At 54.4% G+C, this 16,395-nt stretch carries 22 protein-coding genes and 1 pseudogene; all 23 read left to right on the forward strand.

Annotated features, from left to right (window positions below):
• Positions 1 to 79 precede the first annotated feature (79 nt).
• Positions 80 to 585 (forward strand): annotated as a pseudogene (locus HV229_RS09190) (head completion/stabilization protein).
• Positions 585 to 788: a tail protein X gene (locus HV229_RS09195; RefSeq protein ID WP_181547345.1), complete on the forward strand. Its 204-nt coding sequence runs from the start codon at positions 585 to 587 to the stop codon at positions 786 to 788. The pseudogene HV229_RS09190 and the gene HV229_RS09195 overlap by 1 nt, the downstream one beginning before the upstream one ends.
• Entirely contained in the window at positions 779 to 1,000 is a 222-nt protein-coding gene (locus HV229_RS09200; RefSeq protein ID WP_019077171.1) for an HP1 family phage holin, read from the forward strand. The genes HV229_RS09195 and HV229_RS09200 overlap by 10 nt, the downstream gene beginning before the upstream one ends.
• A complete protein-coding gene (locus tag HV229_RS09205; RefSeq protein WP_181547347.1) occupies positions 984 to 1,496 on the forward strand; it encodes a lysozyme in 513 nt (170 codons plus the stop codon). The genes HV229_RS09200 and HV229_RS09205 overlap by 17 nt, the downstream gene beginning before the upstream one ends.
• Positions 1,493 to 1,924, forward strand: coding sequence for a DNZ54_00345 family protein (locus tag HV229_RS09210; protein WP_181547349.1), 432 nt, complete (start codon positions 1,493 to 1,495; stop codon positions 1,922 to 1,924). Before HV229_RS09205 ends, HV229_RS09210 begins: the two co-directional genes overlap by 4 nt.
• The gene (gene lysB, locus HV229_RS26270) at positions 1,906 to 2,334 is read left to right on the forward strand and encodes an Rz-like lysis system protein LysB (protein WP_181547351.1); all 429 of its coding nucleotides are present in this window, start codon (positions 1,906 to 1,908) and stop codon (positions 2,332 to 2,334) included. Before HV229_RS09210 ends, lysB begins: the two co-directional genes overlap by 19 nt.
• Complete coding sequence (lysC, locus tag HV229_RS26135; RefSeq protein WP_249417791.1) at positions 2,222 to 2,467, forward strand: Rz1-like lysis system protein LysC; 246 nt, start codon at positions 2,222 to 2,224, stop codon at positions 2,465 to 2,467. The genes lysB and lysC overlap by 113 nt, the downstream gene beginning before the upstream one ends.
• On the forward strand, positions 2,430 to 2,897 hold the full coding sequence (locus tag HV229_RS09225) for a phage tail protein (protein ID WP_181547353.1): 468 nt from the start codon (positions 2,430 to 2,432) through the stop codon (positions 2,895 to 2,897). Before lysC ends, HV229_RS09225 begins: the two co-directional genes overlap by 38 nt.
• Positions 2,890 to 3,363 (forward strand): phage virion morphogenesis protein, encoded by a 474-nt coding sequence (locus HV229_RS09230; protein ID WP_181547355.1) that lies wholly within the window; start codon positions 2,890 to 2,892, stop codon positions 3,361 to 3,363. The genes HV229_RS09225 and HV229_RS09230 overlap by 8 nt, the downstream gene beginning before the upstream one ends.
• A gap of 306 nt (positions 3,364 to 3,669) precedes the next feature.
• Positions 3,670 to 4,887 (forward strand): M48 family metalloprotease, encoded by a 1,218-nt coding sequence (locus HV229_RS09235; RefSeq protein ID WP_181547357.1) that lies wholly within the window; start codon positions 3,670 to 3,672, stop codon positions 4,885 to 4,887.
• A gap of 207 nt (positions 4,888 to 5,094) precedes the next feature.
• Positions 5,095 to 5,736 carry a phage baseplate assembly protein V gene (locus HV229_RS09240; protein ID WP_181547359.1) on the forward strand — a complete coding sequence of 214 codons (642 nt, stop codon included), beginning with the start codon at positions 5,095 to 5,097 and terminating at the stop codon, positions 5,734 to 5,736.
• Positions 5,733 to 6,083, forward strand: coding sequence for a GPW/gp25 family protein (locus HV229_RS09245; protein ID WP_181547361.1), 351 nt, complete (start codon positions 5,733 to 5,735; stop codon positions 6,081 to 6,083). Before HV229_RS09240 ends, HV229_RS09245 begins: the two co-directional genes overlap by 4 nt.
• A 5-nt stretch (positions 6,084 to 6,088) precedes the next feature.
• On the forward strand, positions 6,089 to 6,997 hold the full coding sequence (locus tag HV229_RS09250) for a baseplate assembly protein (RefSeq protein WP_181547364.1): 909 nt from the start codon (positions 6,089 to 6,091) through the stop codon (positions 6,995 to 6,997).
• Complete coding sequence (locus HV229_RS09255; RefSeq protein ID WP_047090164.1) at positions 6,990 to 7,520, forward strand: phage tail protein I; 531 nt, start codon at positions 6,990 to 6,992, stop codon at positions 7,518 to 7,520. The genes HV229_RS09250 and HV229_RS09255 overlap by 8 nt, the downstream gene beginning before the upstream one ends.
• A gap of 10 nt (positions 7,521 to 7,530) precedes the next feature.
• A complete protein-coding gene (locus HV229_RS09260) occupies positions 7,531 to 9,354 on the forward strand; it encodes a phage tail protein (protein WP_181547366.1) in 1,824 nt (607 codons plus the stop codon).
• Positions 9,355 to 9,370: 16 nt separating this feature from the next.
• Positions 9,371 to 9,907 carry a tail fiber assembly protein gene (locus tag HV229_RS09265; RefSeq protein WP_181547368.1) on the forward strand — a complete coding sequence of 179 codons (537 nt, stop codon included), beginning with the start codon at positions 9,371 to 9,373 and terminating at the stop codon, positions 9,905 to 9,907.
• Positions 9,908 to 10,042: 135 nt separating this feature from the next.
• Positions 10,043 to 11,236, forward strand: a complete 1,194-nt coding sequence (locus tag HV229_RS09270) for a phage tail sheath protein (RefSeq protein WP_181547370.1) — start codon at positions 10,043 to 10,045, stop codon at positions 11,234 to 11,236.
• A gap of 12 nt (positions 11,237 to 11,248) precedes the next feature.
• Entirely contained in the window at positions 11,249 to 11,767 is a 519-nt protein-coding gene (locus HV229_RS09275; protein WP_041327772.1) for a phage major tail tube protein, read from the forward strand.
• 53 nt (positions 11,768 to 11,820) lie between these two features.
• A complete protein-coding gene (locus HV229_RS09280; protein WP_019077156.1) occupies positions 11,821 to 12,135 on the forward strand; it encodes a phage tail assembly protein in 315 nt (104 codons plus the stop codon).
• A complete protein-coding gene (locus HV229_RS09285; RefSeq protein ID WP_306308100.1) occupies positions 12,132 to 12,290 on the forward strand; it encodes a GpE family phage tail protein in 159 nt (52 codons plus the stop codon). The genes HV229_RS09280 and HV229_RS09285 overlap by 4 nt, the downstream gene beginning before the upstream one ends.
• Positions 12,280 to 14,712 carry a phage tail tape measure protein gene (locus HV229_RS09290; protein WP_181547372.1) on the forward strand — a complete coding sequence of 811 codons (2,433 nt, stop codon included), beginning with the start codon at positions 12,280 to 12,282 and terminating at the stop codon, positions 14,710 to 14,712. Before HV229_RS09285 ends, HV229_RS09290 begins: the two co-directional genes overlap by 11 nt.
• A gap of 13 nt (positions 14,713 to 14,725) precedes the next feature.
• Entirely contained in the window at positions 14,726 to 15,190 is a 465-nt protein-coding gene (locus HV229_RS09295) for a phage tail protein (RefSeq protein WP_181547374.1), read from the forward strand.
• Positions 15,187 to 16,356, forward strand: a complete 1,170-nt coding sequence (locus HV229_RS09300; RefSeq protein ID WP_181547376.1) for a phage late control D family protein — start codon at positions 15,187 to 15,189, stop codon at positions 16,354 to 16,356. The genes HV229_RS09295 and HV229_RS09300 overlap by 4 nt, the downstream gene beginning before the upstream one ends.
• Positions 16,357 to 16,395: the final 39 nt, after the last annotated feature.

The raw sequence follows: 16,395 nt of genomic DNA on the forward strand, positions 1-16,395 counted from the left end.
GCGGCACGCCGGTCAATGCGGGTATTGATTGCCCTGACTGCGACCGGCGTCCACCGCCCACCCATTACCCGAGGTTGTCATGACGACAGTGATTATTGAGCCAAAAAAGAGCCGCAGGATGTGCCGGGCGTGGTGATACCACCACCGGGCGTGAGCGAGCCGGTAATAAAAAACACCTTCTTTTTCCCTGATGTGGATCCGAAGCGTGTGCGCGAGCTGATGCGTCTGGAGCAGACCGTTTCCGCGCTGCGCCTGAATGATGCGATTAAAGCCGGTATGGCTGAAACCAATGCGGAGCTTGCTCTGTGGCGGGTTGAGCAGATGGCCGCAGGGCATGACACGCTGGCTGATGTGCCTGCCGATGATATCGATGGCGAAAGCGTGCGCTGTTTCCACTATTTCCGCGCCGTCTGCGCCATGACCAGCGCCACACTGTTTGAGCGTTATCGCGGCATCGATGCGACGGCAAAAGGCGACCGCAAAGCGGAAAGCACTGAGGCGGTTATCGATGAACTGTGGCGGGATATGCGCTGGTCTGTGGCGCGTATTCAGGACAAGCCGCGCTGTATTGTCGGCCAAATCTGATGAAGGTCAGGGCGATGCAGGGTGACACCCTCGATGCGATTTGCGCCCGCTATTACGGGCGCACTGAGGGCGTCGTTGAAACGGTGCTGCAGGCGAATCCGGGGCTGTCAGAACTGGGCGTTATTCTGGCGCACGGCACGGCAATCGAACTGCCCGAAACCGACAGCGCCCCGAAAACCGAAACGGTGAATTTATGGGACTGAGTGTGGAAAAAATCACGACGTTTATCGCTTACTGGCTGGCTGTGGGGCTGGCGTATTTCGGGGCGATGTCCCCCGAAAAGCTGGCGCTCTATGTGGGGAGTGCCTGCGCCATTTTTACCGCGCTGACGAATTACTGGTTTAAGCGCAAAACGTATCGCTACCTGACCTCACTCGGACCCGATAAGGGGGCTGCCCGTGAGCTCAATCATTAAACGCTGCAGTGTGGCCGCCGTGCTGGCGCTGGCCGCGCTGATGCCTGACTTTCGTCTGCTTAACACCTCGCCCGAAGGGCTGGCACTGATTGCCGACCTCGAAGGATGTCGCCTGACACCTTACCAGTGCAGCGCGGGAGTGTGGACGTCAGGCATCGGCCACACTGCCGGGGTGGTCCCGAAAGGGGATATTACCGAACAGCGCGCGGCGGAGAATCTCGTTGCCGATGTGCTTAACGTCGAGCAACGGCTCGCGGTCTGTGTGCCGGTGGATATGCCACCGCGCGTCTATGACTCGCTGGTCAGTTTTGCGTTTAACGTCGGAACCGGTGCGGCCTGTCGGTCGACGCTGGTCTCGTTTATCAAGCGTCACCAGTGGTGGCAGGCGTGCGACCAGCTCACCCGCTGGGTGTATGTCAACGGCACAAAAAATAAAGGGCTGGAGAACCGCCGCGCGCGGGAGCTGGCGTATTGCATGAAAGGAGTGACTCAATGAAACAACACATTACCTCACTGATTTTTGATTTCCTGCTGACACTGATGCTGTTTATGGGACTGACGAACCCGCAGGGCGTGGCGGTCAATTTCGTTGCCGTATGGGCGCTGTTTGGCTGTCTGGTCTGCATTGCTGCCAGCCTCGCCGGTGTGGCTGCCTATGAACACTGGCAGGGAAACCGGCAAAAGGGTATCCCGTTGAATGATGCGGTGATGAAGATTTTCCGTTTTGTGTTTTATCGTAAACCTTCCCCGCTGCGCCGCTTCTGGTCGCTGCTTATTTTTGCTGGCGTTTTTTCCTGTCTGGTCGGCGCGGGATGGGTGTTTACAGCGCTGCTGTATCTGATTTGTGTTCTGGTGCTTAACGTTGTGCGCACTGCTTACCGTCAGCGCATCGAGGGGGAGGGGATGTGTCCAGATTCATTGTGATCCTTCTGGTTGCTGCGCTGGCCGGGTTGCTGTGGCTGCGACATGAAAATGAGAACTTATCACGGTCATTTGAGGAGGCGAATCGCGTCGCCAGTGCGCAAAAGACGACGATTGGCATGCTGAAAAATCAGCTTGCCGTATCGCAGCGAATCGCAAGGGCGAATGAGGATGCGCAGGTCAGGCTCGGTGATGAGCTGGCCGTTGCCGGTGAGCAGGCGGCAAGGCGGGAAGAAACCATAACGAGGCTGATGAATGAAAACGAGACGTTACGCCGCTGGTACAGCGATAAGTTGCCTGATGCTGTGCGCCGGTTGCACATCCGAACAGGCTGCGCCTCCGCCGCCCATTGTTTACAACGCCTGTCCGAAGGTGAGCCTCTGCCCGATGCCGGGAAGCGACCCCGTCAATAACGGTGATCTGAGTGCCGATATTCGCAGGCTGGAGCACGCGCTCACCGCCTGTGCGATTAAGGTCGAAACCATCAAAGACTGTCAGGATAAAATCGATGCAGAAAATGAAAAGCCTGCGCAAAGCGCTGAATGACGCCGTCCCACAGCTCATGAATAACCCCGAGATGATGCGTATCTTTGCCGATGAGGGGAATATCGATGCGCGTCTCGCGGCTTCGCTGTCCCATGAAAAGAAATACACGCTGAATGTGATCGTGTGTGACTTTGTCGGCGACCCCGACCTGATTTTTGTGCCGGTGGCGGCGTGGCTGCGAGATAACCAGCCGGATATCTGCACGCTCGATGAGGGGCGCAAGAAGGGCTATCGATTCCAGATGGATTTAAATGACGGGGATAATGTTGATATCAGTATCAGCCTGCAACTGACGGAGCGCACTCTTGTCCGGGAGGAAAACGGCGCATTACACGTCAGCTATGCCCCGGAGCCACCCCTGCCGGAACCTGTCACCCGTCCGACCGAGCTCTATATCAATGGTGAGCTGGTGAGTAAATGGGATGAGTGAATTAACGCCTTTTGACGATAAACTAGCGGGGCTGATTTCGGCAATATCACCGGCTGGTCGGCGTAAGCTGGCCGCTGAAATAGCAAAGCAACTGCGCAGATCCCAACAGCAACGTATCAAACAGCAAAAAGCACCTGATGGCTCGCCCTATCAGGCTCGAAAACGACAGCCGCTCAGGGCTAAAAAAGGGCGAATAAAACGGGCGATGTTTCAGAAGTTACGCACCAATCGCTACATGAAAGCCAGTGACCGCAATGATTCTGCTGTGGTGGAGTTTACCGACAGAGTGCAACGTATTGCGCAGATTCATCAGCTCGGACTCAAAGACCGGCCTAACTCTCATGCTCAGGACGTGCAGTATCCAGAACGTCAATTACTCGGTTTAAGTTTTGAAGATAAAGAAATGGTTAAGGAATTGATAATTGAGCTTCTCAGAAGTAATGCTCTAGTCGGACGTGTCCAATAACTGATAGAACGGTGTTAATTTTTGCATAAAGACGAGGATGCTCGGTATGTTCGGTTTTAGAAGTGGTAACTGCCTAGTATTAATATCCACGATGAGCCAGTTTCATTAGCTTGAAATGGTTGAGAGTTACGTGTAATGTTTATTCTGTTTTTTTTTAATGATTTAGAGTTGGGGGTGTTCTGATGAGCTAAGAATGAATTTATATAATATGGATGTTTTAAATGTCGTTCGTTGCTAAAGATGAGTGTTGAGTGTTGAGTGTTGATCTTTAAAATGCATTCAATGTTCAAATAATGCGGGTGTTTTATGTCTGAAGAACAAAAATTTTTTGAAGGTGTTTTGGCGAGAGTCCCAAATGCTAAGCCTGCTAGTCATGGTGTGTTAATAGAAACTGATGCTGGCTTGTTTCATTTGACAGGAATTGTTAATAAATCTGATTATGAAGGGTTGAGTAATGATGCTTCATTCTATGCTCCTTTTTGTAATAGAGATGATATAGTAAAAATAAAAAAACCTAAGGTTCTGAGTGATTATCTTCTTCAGATTAGAGCAGAGGCAATAGTCGATAATCCAAGGTTGGTTAGAGTATTTAGAAAACGAAGAGGGAATAAAAAGGATTGGTCTTTAGATGGATATTATAAAAACAAAGCTAGAGAGAATACTTACCTCAGGGCCTTATCTAAAGGTAATCAAAGAAAATTGGCTGGCATTCCTGCTGGAAGTGCATATTTAGATAATGTAAATGCAATATGCATGAAAACCAACCTTGGAAATGTAATAGCGATATCAGAACCTCTTGAGAACTTTTTATATTTTATGAATTTGTTTTTTTATGGTGAAGATTTCGGTGTAAAACCAAAGGATGTATTTAGTGCGTTTCTAATTGCTCAAAGGATTATGGCGGGGTATGAGTCGTATGATTTTGATTTGGACCCACGAGGTGATCTGCCTGAGCATATTGAGACTTTTTTGCAGTCATTAACTGATTTGCAGTATCAATTCATTCTTGGACATGAATATGCTCATCATCTTCTTGGACATTTAAATGAGTCTCGGTTGTTTAGTGAGAACCTTTCAAATGTATTAAATGCCTATGAAGGGACGCAGGTAATTCAGCATTATAAGTACTCCCATAAACTTGAGTATGATGCAGATTGGCATTCCATTAAACATATTAAGGGGGATTCTAAGTATAAGGAAGATATATCTAATGCTGCTTTTTTAGCGTTGATGTATTTTGAAGTGAGTGGTTTGATTTTGGATTATACAAATCCTAGAAGAAGTGGTGCTCATTCTTCACATCCAAATCCTGTTGATAGGATATTTAAACTTAGATCAAAGTTGAATAATAGGTTGGGGTTTTCGAAGGAGCAACTTGAGAATAACATTGAGTTTTTGCGAGGCTTTACTAAGAATTTTATAGATAAATATCTTGTTTTTAATTTTGATGACTTCGAAAGATATGGGTCGGTATATCTTCCCAGTTATAAGGAGAAATTATTAGTGGATAGAGTTGATTTTTAATATTGCTAGGCTTTCTCTTTTATCAAAAGCAGAGGGCCTTAAAATATCTTCATTTGTGTTCAATGAGATAATAACCGTTAGCTTGTACTTTTAACGATTTTACTATGACGACAGTGAATTTAGGCGCCTCAGCCATAGTTTGTTGTTTCATAGTCTACAAAACTCAGCTCAATTGTCGCTGACCTCATCAGGCGGCATCCTTTCCCCATGAATACGTTAAATTCCATTCAGGATATCGCCCGCGCGATCCGAAACCTTATCCGCACCGGCATTGTGACTGCAGTCAATCCCGATGAGGGGCTCTGCCGTGTCCAGACCGGTGGCATGCAAACCACCTGGCTAAACTGGCTGACCTGCCGCGCCGGTCGCTCGCGTGTCTGGTGGGCTCCCTCGGTTGGCGAGCAGGTGCTTATTCTTGCCATTGGCGGCGAGCTTGATACCGCCTTTGTGCTGCCCGGTATTTTTTCTGATGACCATCCTGCGCCGTCGGCCTCGCCTGATGCCTTTCACGTTTCCTTTCCTGACGGAGCGGTTATTGAGTACGAGCCCGAAAGCGGGTCACTCACGGTGAGTGGTATCAAAACCGCTGACGTCACCGCGTCGGACGCCATTACCGCAACTGTGCCGCTGGTACTGGTCAAAGCGTCCACCCGTATCACGCTCGATACCCCCGAGGTGGTCTGCACCAACAAGCTGACCACGGCCACGCTTGAGGTGCAAAAGGGCGGGAAGATGAGCGGCAACATCGAGCACGGCGGCGGCACGTTTAAATCAAACGGTGTGCAGGTGGATGACCATGACCACGGCGGCGTGAAACGGGGCGATGACAGAACGGTGGGGACAAAATGACAACGAGCTATCTGGGCATGAACCGTCATACCGGGCTCAGTATTTCTGAGGTTGAGCATATCAGGCAGAGCGTGCGCGACATTCTGGTCACGCCGGTGGGCTCGCGTGTGATGCGTCGTGAATACGGTTCGCTGCTGTCGGCGCTTGTTGACCAGCCGCAGACCCCGGCACTGCGCCTGCAGATTATGGCCGCGTGCTATTCCGCGATCCAGAAGTGGGAGCCGCGCGTCAGCCTGACGACCATCACCTTTGAACACGGGGAGAATGGCGGCGCGATGTATGTCGATATCACCGGCACGCGGTCAGCATCAGGCCAGCCTTTTTCTATCACCATTCCACTGAGTTAAACACTATGGCTATTGTTGACCTGAGCCTGCTCGCTGCGCCTGATGTGGTGGATGAGCTGGACTATGAAACCATTCTGGCAGAACGAAAAGCGACGCTTGTCTCACTGTATCCCGAGGAACAACAGGAGGCGGTTGCGCGCGCGCTGACGCTTGAATCGGAGCCGATTGTTAAGTTACTGCAGGAGAACGCTTACCGGGAGGTTATCTGGCGTCAGCGCGTGAATGAATCGGCGCGCGCGGTCATGCTGGCGTATGCCGCCGGTAATGACCTCGATAATATCGGCGCAAATTTCAGCGTCGGGCGTCTTGTTATCACGCCTGCAGTTGAGACCACGCTGCCGCCCACACCTGCCGTTATGGAGTCGGATACCGATTACCGTCTGCGCGTTCAGCAGGCATTTGAAGGAATGAGCGTGGCCGGGTCTGTTGGCGCTTATCAGTTCCATGGCCGCAGCGCTGACGGGCGGGTCGCAGATATCTCAGTAACAAGCCCGTCACCCGCCTGTGTGACGATTTCTGTGCTGTCGCGTGAAAACAACGGCGTCGCCTCTGATGAGCTGCTCGCCGTGGTACGTAACGCGCTTAATGCCGAAGATGTCAGGCCGGTCGCAGACCGTGTGATGGTGCAGTCAGCCGACATTGTTGACTATCAGATAACCGCCTCGCTTTATCTCTATCCCGGTCCGGAAAGCGAACCCATTCGCGCCGCTGCCGTGAAAAAGCTGGAGGGCTATATCAACGCGCAGCACCGCCTCGGGCGTGACATTCGCCTGTCTGCCATTTATGCCGCGCTGCATGTCGAGGGTGTCCAGCGTGTGGAGCTGGCCGCGCCGGTGGATGACCTCGTGCTCAGTAGTGCGCAGGCGTCATTTTGCACTGATTACAGCATTGTGATCGGGGGCTCGGATGAGTGATACCCGTCTGCTGCCGGTGGGCTCGTCACCGCTTGAGGTGGCGGCGGCGCGTGCCTGCGCGGATATCGAAAACACCCCCGTCCCGCTGCGTCGTCTGTGGAGCCCTGACACCTGCCCGGCAAATTTGCTGCCGTGGCTGGCGTGGGCGTTTTCTGTCGACCGCTGGGATGAGAACTGGCCGGAGGAAACGAAGCGCGCGGTCATCCGTGATGCGTACTTTATTCACTGTCACAAAGGCACTATCGGTGCTGTTCGTCGGGTGGTGGAGCCACTCGGTTATGTCATCAACGTTACGGAATGGTGGGAGACCAGTGACCCGCCCGGCACATTCCGGCTTGATATCGGTGTGCTGGAAAGCGGTATTTCTGAGGAAATGTATTTTGAAATGGAGCGCCTGATTGCGGATGCGAAACCTGCCAGCCGTCACCTGATTGGTCTGAATATTATTCAGGACATTCCCGGTCATATGTATGTCGGTGGTGTGGTGTATGACGGCGACATTATTACGGTTTACCCCGGATGAGTGAGGAATAATGAGCACGAAATTTAAAACAATTATCACCACTGCCGGTGCTGCAAAACTGGCGGCGGCCACGATGCCGGGTGGTAAAAAAGTGAACCTTACCGCGATGGCCGTCGGTGATGGCGGCGGTGTGCTGTCGGAGCCGAACGCCGGTCAGGTAAAACTCATTAATGAAGTCTGGCGTCATGCGCTGAATAAAATCGGCCAGGACAACAAAAATAAAAACTATATCGTGGCTGAGCTGGTCATTCCTCCCGAGGTGGGCGGCTTCTGGATGCGTGAGCTGGGTCTGTATGATGACGCAGGCACGCTGATTGCCGTTGCCAATATGGCGGAGAGCTACAAGCCCGAGCTGGCTGAGGGTTCCGGGCGTGCGCAGACCTGTCGCATGGTGATTATTGTCAGCAGTATCGCCTCGGTGGCGCTGTCCATTGATGCGACAACGGTGATGGCCACGCAGGATTATGTCGACGACAAACTGACAGAGCATGAGCGGTCCCGCAATCATCCTGACGGCACGCTGAAAGAAAAAGGCTTTGTGCAACTCAGTAGCGCAACCGACAGCACGTCTGAGAGCCTCGCAGCGACGCCGAAAGCGGTTAAGGCGGCGTATGACCTTGCCAGTGGTAAATATACGGCTCAGGACGCGACCACGGCGCAGAAAGGTATCGTTAAACTCAGCAGCGCGACCGACAGCACGTCTGAGGTGCTCGCAGCAACGCCGAAAGCGGTCAAGGCGGCTCATGACCTTGCTAATGGTAAATATACGGCTCAGGATGCGACCACGGCGCAGAAAGGTATTGTTAAACTCAGCAGCGCCACCGACAGTGAGTCTGACTTGCTTGCCGCCACCCCAAAGGCAGTAAAAGCCGCGAATGATAATGCGAATGGCCGCGTGCCGTCCGGGCGAAAAGTAAACGGAAAGGCGCTTACTGGTGATATCAGCATCACCTCGCAGGATATTTTTGACGGTCAGGTCGTGAGGATTGGTGCAAACCAGAATCTGGACAATTACCAGACGCCGGGGCTGTATGCCCAGGATATGAACGCCAATACCAGTGCAGCGCTGAATTACCCGGAGAATAATGCGGGGTCCCTGATGGTACTGAGAAGCGCCGGAGTGACTCAGATTTATCGTACTTACAACAGCTCGCGAATCTGGTCCCGAAGTAAGTACAGCACAGGGGGATGGACGGCCTGGGCGCGTGAATATAATACGCAAAATAAGCCAGGTGCAGGTGATGTTGGTGCGCTCCCGATCACCGGCGGCACGATTAATGGTGCGCTGGGAATTGGAACGGCGAACGGCCTCGGCGGCCACTCCATTGTTTTAGGCGACAGCGATACCGGCTTCAAGCAGGAAGGCGATGGGATCCTGAATGTTTATGCGAACTCCGCACATGTATTCCGGTTTATCAGCAGCCTCATTGAAAGCATGAAGCCGTTAAAAGTTAACGGTAATTGTATTGCCACGGGTGAAATGCAGGCGGGTAACGGCTCAGCACGCATGTCATCAGACGGGAACATTTACGGCTCCATATGGGGCAACCGTTGGTTGCGGGATTATCTTGTCGCCACCTTTCAACCCAAAGGGAATTTCACGCCTGCAGGTCAGGCTTACACAAAAGCAGAGTCTGACGCGCGCTACGTGCGGAATATTCGAGTCAGCGCCCCGCAGGAGCGTAAGTTTTGGGACGGGGCCGGATGGTCCGGCAATGACAGCGCATTTGCGACAGCAATATGGATGGTCGGCGGTAGCTCGAACGTTGGTGGACTGTATGTCCGGTATGTTCAAAAAGATATCAACGGCACCTGGATTAATGTGACCGCTTAAAATTGTGGAGGATGGAATGCAGCATCTTAAAAACCTGAAAATGTACACGCCGGATGATGAATACCGCCTGTTTCTGATGAAAGAGCATAGCGCCGAATTTTTTATTTCTGAGGATGGTCGTGACTGGTATGAATCTCAGGCCAGTTTCTCACCCGATACGCTGAAAGTGGCCTATGACGAGGCCGGTATTATTCGCAGTATCAGCAAGGACGTTTCAAGTATTTACCCGCGAGATTTTAGTGTCGTTGAAGTTGATATTACTGTGAAAAATCAGAACGTAGAGATTTCGGGTGGGTGGGTATTCAGCGAGGGGGAAATTAAACCTCGCCAGTATTCACCGGTTGAATTGTGTAAACAGGCGGAAGCACAAAAAGCGGAATTACTGGCTGCCGCTGCAACTGAAATCGCCCCGTTGCAGGATGCCGCTGATTTAGGCGAAGCAACGGAAGATGAAAACGCACTTTTACTCGCATGGAAAAAGTATCGCGTAATGCTCAACAGGGTAAAACCCGAAGACGCACCCGATATCACATGGCCGGAACAGCCAGCATAACCAGTGTAATTCAGGCGGGCGGTTGCCCGCGTTTTCCAGCCTCCGGTTGTGCCAGACCTTATCCAACCCTGACAAATAGCCCGCCATCACCACACAACAGAAAATACATTCACCCTTAACCACGGAGTTAAACGGATGAGTGATTTTCATCATGGCGTAGAGGTCATCGAGATTAACGATGGCGTGCGCACCATTTCCACCGTCTCAACGGCCATCATCGGCATGGTCTGCACGGCCAGCGATGCTGACGAAAAGACATTTCCCCTCAATGAGCCGGTGCTCATTACTAACGTGCAAAGCGCTATCGGTAAGGCGGGCAAAAAGGGGACGCTGTCGACATCCCTGCAGGCCATCGCTGACCAGTGCAAACCGGTCATTGTGGCCGTGCGCGTGGCCGAAGGTGCAGAAGACCCGGATGACCCGGAGGCCGGGAAGAAACAAACTATTTCCAACATCATCGGCACGACTGACGAAAACGGTAAATACACCGGCCTGAAAGCGCTGCTTGCGGCGCAGACTGTCACTGGCGTGAAGCCACGCATTCTCGGCGTGCCGGGTCTGGACTCACAGGAAGTGGCGACGGCGCTCGCGTCCACCTGCCAGAGCCTGCGCGCCTTTGGCTATGTCAGTGCGTGGGGCTGTAAAACCATTTCTGATGCCATCAACTACCGCGAGAATTTCAGCCAGCGTGAGCTGATGGTTATCTTCCCTGATTTTCTGGCATGGGACACCACGGCGAATGAGACTGCGACAGCCTGGGCAACGGCGCGCGCGCTCGGCCTGCGTGCCAAAATTGACCAGACCGTCGGCTGGCATAAAACCCTGTCAAACGTCGGCGTGAATGGCGTCACCGGCGTCAGCGCCTCGGTGTCGTGGGATTTGCAGGAGCCCGCGACCGACGCCAATCTGCTTAACAAAGCCGGTGTTACGACGCTTATCCGCAATGACGGTTTCAAGTTTTGGGGAAACCGCACCTGCTCAGATGACCCGCTTTTCCTGTATGAGAACTACACCCGCACCGCGCAGGTACTGGCCGACACGATGGCGGAGGCGCACGCGTGGGCGATGGATAAGCCCATCACCCCGACCCTCATTCGTGACATCGTTTCGGGCATCAATGCCAAATTCCGCGAGCTGAAAAACAACGGGTATATCGTTGACGGCTCCTGCTGGTATGACCCGGAGTCAAACGAGACTGCGACCCTCAAAGTCGGGAAGCTGTATATCGATTATGACTACACCCCCGTCCCGCCGCTGGAGAACCTGACCCTGCGCCAGCGCATCACCGACACCTATCTGGCGAACCTGTCGGACTCGGTCAACAGCTAAGGAGCTCAGAGCATGGCGTTACCCCGCAAACTTAAATATCTGAATATGTTCAACGATGGCCTCAGCTACATGGGCGTTGTTGAGTCTGTCACCCTGCCAAAGCTGACCCGTAAGCTGGAGAAATATCGCGGCGGCGGGATGCCGGGCGCGGTGTCGATTGACCTCGGCCTCGATGACGATGCGCTGTCGCTGGAGTGGACACTCGGCGGTCTGCCTGACGTTGAGCTGTGGGCGCAGTATGCCTCGCCGGGGGCTGACAGCGTGCCGCTGCGTTTTACCGGCTCTTTCCAGCGTGATGACACCGGCGCGATTTCTGCCGTCGAGGTGGTGATGCGTGGCCGTCACAAAGAGTATGACGGCGGTGAGAACAAGCAGGGCGAAAGCGGCACGACCAAAATGTCGACCGAGTGCGCCTATTACCAGCTCACGATTGATGGCCGCGAAGTCATCGAGATTGACGTCGTTAACATGGTGCTGAAAGTCGACGGCGTCGACCGTCTGGCGGAGCACCGCAGGGCGATTGGCCTGTAATCCCTTATCCGGTCAGTGAGGCTGGCCGGTCACTTTTCCTGATGAGAATACCCATGAAAAATATCAATGAAACTGCCGTTACTGACACTGAAACCGTCAATCCGAATGTGGTGATTTTTGACACCCCGCTGATGCGAGGTGAGCAGAAAATTGAACAGGTCACGCTGACCAAACCGAATGCCGGAACCCTGCGCGGGGTGTCGCTGGCCTCGCTGGCGAATTCCGACGTTGATGCGCTGATTAAAGTGCTGCCGCGCATGACGTATCCCGCCCTGACCGAGCACGAAGTCACGCGTCTCGATGCGTCTGATCTGATTTCGCTGGCCGGGAAGGTGGTCGGTTTTTTGTCGCCTGCTTCGGGTCGCTGACCTTTCCGAAAAACCTGTCGGTCGATGACCTGATGGCGGATATCGCGGTGATTTTCCACTGGCCGCCATCAGAGTTACATTCCCTGAGCGTGACCGAGCTCCTGACATGGCGCGACAAGGCGCTGCAACGAAGCGGAAACCATCATGAGCAATAACGTCAGAATCGAGGTGCTGCTGAATGCCGTCGACCGGGCAAGCCGACCGCTCAAAGCCATTCAGAACGCCAGCAAATCCCTGTCCGGTGATATCCGCACCTCACAGAAAAGCCTGCGCGAGCTGAATGCGCAGGCATCCCGTATCGACGGATTCCGAAAAGCCAGCGCACAGCTTGCCGTGACCGGTCACGCGCTTGATAAAGCGAAACAGGAAGCCGAAGCACTCGCCACGCAGTTTAAAAATACGGAGCGCCCGACGCGTGCACAGACGCAGGTGCTTGAATCCGCGAAGCGTGCCGCCGAAGGGCTGCAGACGAAATACAACAGCCTCACGGAGTCCATAAAGCGCCAGCAGCGCGAGCTCGGTGCGGTGGGGATTAATACCCGTAATCTGGCAAATGATGAGCGGGGGCTTAAATCCCGCATCGCTGAAACCACCGCGCAGCTTAACCGTCAGCGCGAGGCACTGGCGAAAGTCAGCGCACAGCAGGCGAAGTTAAGCCGGGTGAAAGAACGGTATCAGGCCGGTAAATCACTGGCCGGTAACGCGGCGGCGGCGGGCGCTGCCGGTGTCGGTATTGCGACGGCGGGAACGATGGCCGGGGTTAAACTGCTGACGCCGGGCTATGAGTTTGCGCAGAAGAACTCAGAGCTGCAGGCGGTGCTCGGTGTCGACAAACAGTCACCCGAAATGCAGGCGCTGCGCAAACAGGCGCGCCAGCTCGGGGACAATACGGCGGCCTCTGCCGATGATGCGGCGGGGGCGCAGATTATTATCGCCAAAAGCGGCGGGGATGCGGCGGCGATTCAGGCGGCGACGCCGGTCACGCTGAATATGGCGCTGTCCAACAGGCGCACGATGGAAGAGAACGCCGCGCTGCTGACCGGGATGAAATCAGCGTTTCAGCTTTCAAACGACAAGGTCGCGCATATTGGTGATGTTCTCTCGATGACGATGAACAAAACCGCCGCCGACTTTGACGGGATGAGCGATGCGCTGACCTATGCCGCGCCGGTGGCGAAAAATGCCGGGGTAAGTATCGAGGAAACCGCCGCGATGGTGGGGGCGTTGCACGACTCCAGAATCACCGGCTCGATGGCGGGAACGGGAAGCCGTGCCGTCATGAGTCGCCTGCAGGCACCGACCGGCAAAGCCTACGATGCTATCAAAGAGCTCGGGGTGAAAACCTCCGACAGCAAGGGCAACACCCGCCCGATATTTTCCATCCTGAAAGAAATGCAGCGCAGTTTTGAGAAAAATAATCTCGGGACGGGTCAGCGCGCGGAATACATGAAAACCATTTTCGGGGAGGAAGCCAGCTCGGCGGCCGCCGTGCTGATGACGGCGGCCTCAACCGGCAAGCTCGATAAGCTCACCGCCGCGTTTAAAGCCTCGGACGGCAAGACTGAGGAGCTGGTTAAGGTTATGCAGGATAACCTCGGCGGCGACTTCAAAGAATTTCAGTCAGCCTATGAGGCGGTCGGGACCGACCTGTTTGACCAGCAGGAGGGCTCACTGCGTAAGCTGACGCAGACGGCCACGCAGTATGTGCTCAGACTCGACGGCTGGATCCAGAAAAATAAGGGGCTGGCGACCACCCTCGGCGTGGTGGTCGGGGGTGCGCTGGCGCTGACTGGTGTGATGGGCGGGATTGGCCTTATCGCATGGCCGGTGGTGATGGGGATTAATGCCATCATTGCGTCGGCTGGCGTGCTCGGGGTGGTTTTCAGTACGGTCGGCGGCGCGATTGTCACGGCTATTGGCGCAATCAGTCTGCCGGTGCTGGCGGTTGCCGGGGCGGTGGTGGCCGGGGCGCTGCTTATTCGTAAATACTGGGAGCCGATTGGCGCATTTTTCTCGGGGGTGGTGGCGGGGCTGAAAGCCGCCTTTGCCCCGGTGGGGGCGATGTTTTCCCCGCTTGCACCGGTATTTGATGCCATTGCGGAAAAGCTGGGCGTTGTCTGCCAGTGGTTTAAAGACCTGCTTGCACCGGTGAAAGCCACGCAGGACACGCTCGACAGTTGCAAAAATGTCGGCGTGGCGTTTGGTCAGGCGCTGGCTGATGCGCTGATGACGCCGCTCAACCTGTTTAATAGCCTGAGCGGCAAGGTTGACTGGCTGCTGGAGAAACTCGGCGTTATCAAAAAAGAATCGACCGACCTCGACCAGACTGCAGCCAAAGCGGATAAGGCTTCACCGGCGGGCTCGTATATTCCTGCGACAGCGAGTTATGGCGGGTACCAGCCGGTTTCTGCGCCTGCAGGTCGCTCCTATATCGACCAGAGCAAAAGCGAATACAACATCACACTGCAGGGCGGGGGTGCGCCGGGTGGCGACCTTGACCGCCAGCTCCGCGACGCCGTCGACAAACTAGACCGTGAAAAGCGTGCGCGTCAGCGATCCAATATGAGACTCGACTGAGAGAGGGGGCAAAATGTTAATGGTGCTGGGCTTTTTTGTGTTTGAACGGCGCACCCTGCCGCATCAGTCTATGCAGTATTCGAAGGACTACCGGTGGGTATCCAATGACCGTATCGGCAAGCGACCGGCTTATCAGTTTCTGGGGGAGGGTGAGACCTCACGCACCCTGTCGGGGACGCTTTACCCTGAAATCACCGGCGGGCGTCTGTCGCTGCTGGCGATTGAGCTGATGGCCGATGAGGGGCGTGCGTGGCCGCTGATTGACGGAACCGGCATGATCCACGGGATGTACGTTATCGATAAAGTGACCCATAACCACACCGAGCTTTTCAGCGACGGCGCAGCGAGAAAAATCGAGTTCACTCTGTCCATGAAACGTGTCGACGAGTCGCTCGCGGCCATGTATGGCGACCTGAAAATGCAGGCGGATAATCTGGTCACGTCTGCCAGTGAATGGGCGGGAGGGCTGGCAGGATGATAACAGGGATGAATATTCAGGCCGGGGCGCGAGTCGCGCCCGCGTATATGCTCACGCTGGACGGGGAGGATATCACGCAGAATTTCAGCGACCGGCTTATCGGCCTGACCATGACCGACAACCGCGGATTTGAGGCTGACCAGCTCGATATTGCGCTCGATGATACCGACGGGCTGGTCGAGCTGCCACCGCGCGGGGCATCGCTGACGCTGTGGCTGGGCTGGCAGGGATCCGCACTGGTCAACAAGGGGAGTTTCACGGTTGATGAAATCGAGCACCGGGGCGCGCCTGATACGCTGACCATCCGGGGACGTAGTGCAGATTTTCGCGGCTCGCTGAACTCGCGGCGCGAGCAGTCATGGCACGACACCACGCTTGGGGTGATTGTGGAGGCCATCGCGCAGCGTAATAAGCTGACGGCCAGTGTTGCTGACGCCCTGAAAGCTATCGCCATTCCCCATATCGACCAGACACAGGAATCCGACGCAGCGTTTTTGTCCCGCCTTGCTGAGCGTAACGGTGCATCCGTGTCGGTGAAAGCCGGGAAGTTATTATTCCTGAAAGCCGGTAGTGCGATGACGGCCAGTGGTAAGCCGATCCCCCAAATGACTGTCGAACGTGGCGACGGCGACCGCCATCAGTTCGCCATTGCAGACCGGGAGGCTTACACCGGCGTGACGGCGAAATGGTTGCATACCAGAGACCCGAAACCACAAAAGCAAAAGGTGAAGCTCAAACGTAAACCCAAAGAGCAGCACCTGCGCGCGCTGCAGCACCCGAAAGCCACCAAAACATCAGCAAAGGCTAAGAAGAAAAAAGAGCAGGAAGCGCGGGAAGGTGAGTATATGACCGGAGAGTCGGACAACGTTCTTGAGCTCACGACCATCTATGCCACAAAGGCGCAGGCCATGCGCGCGGCTCAGGCAAAGTGGGACAAGATACAGCGAGGCGTGGCGGAGTTTTCCATTACGCTTGCCACTGGCCGGGCTGATTTATTTCCCGAAACGCCGGTGGCCGTGAAAGGCTTTAAGCGCGTGATAGACGAACAGGCGTGGATAATCAGCCGTGTGGTGCACAGCCTTAACGGGAGCGGCTTCACGACGGGCTTAGAGCTTGAGGTTAAGGTTTCTGATGTGGAGTATGAGAGCGAGGAAATAACGCGGTAATTTAATATATGTGTTTGTTTTATAAGGTTAAAATGAGTA

It is taken from the genome of Citrobacter sp. RHBSTW-00524 (genome assembly GCF_013747755.1).
GTDB classification, from domain to species: Bacteria; Pseudomonadota; Gammaproteobacteria; order Enterobacterales; family Enterobacteriaceae; genus Citrobacter; species Citrobacter braakii.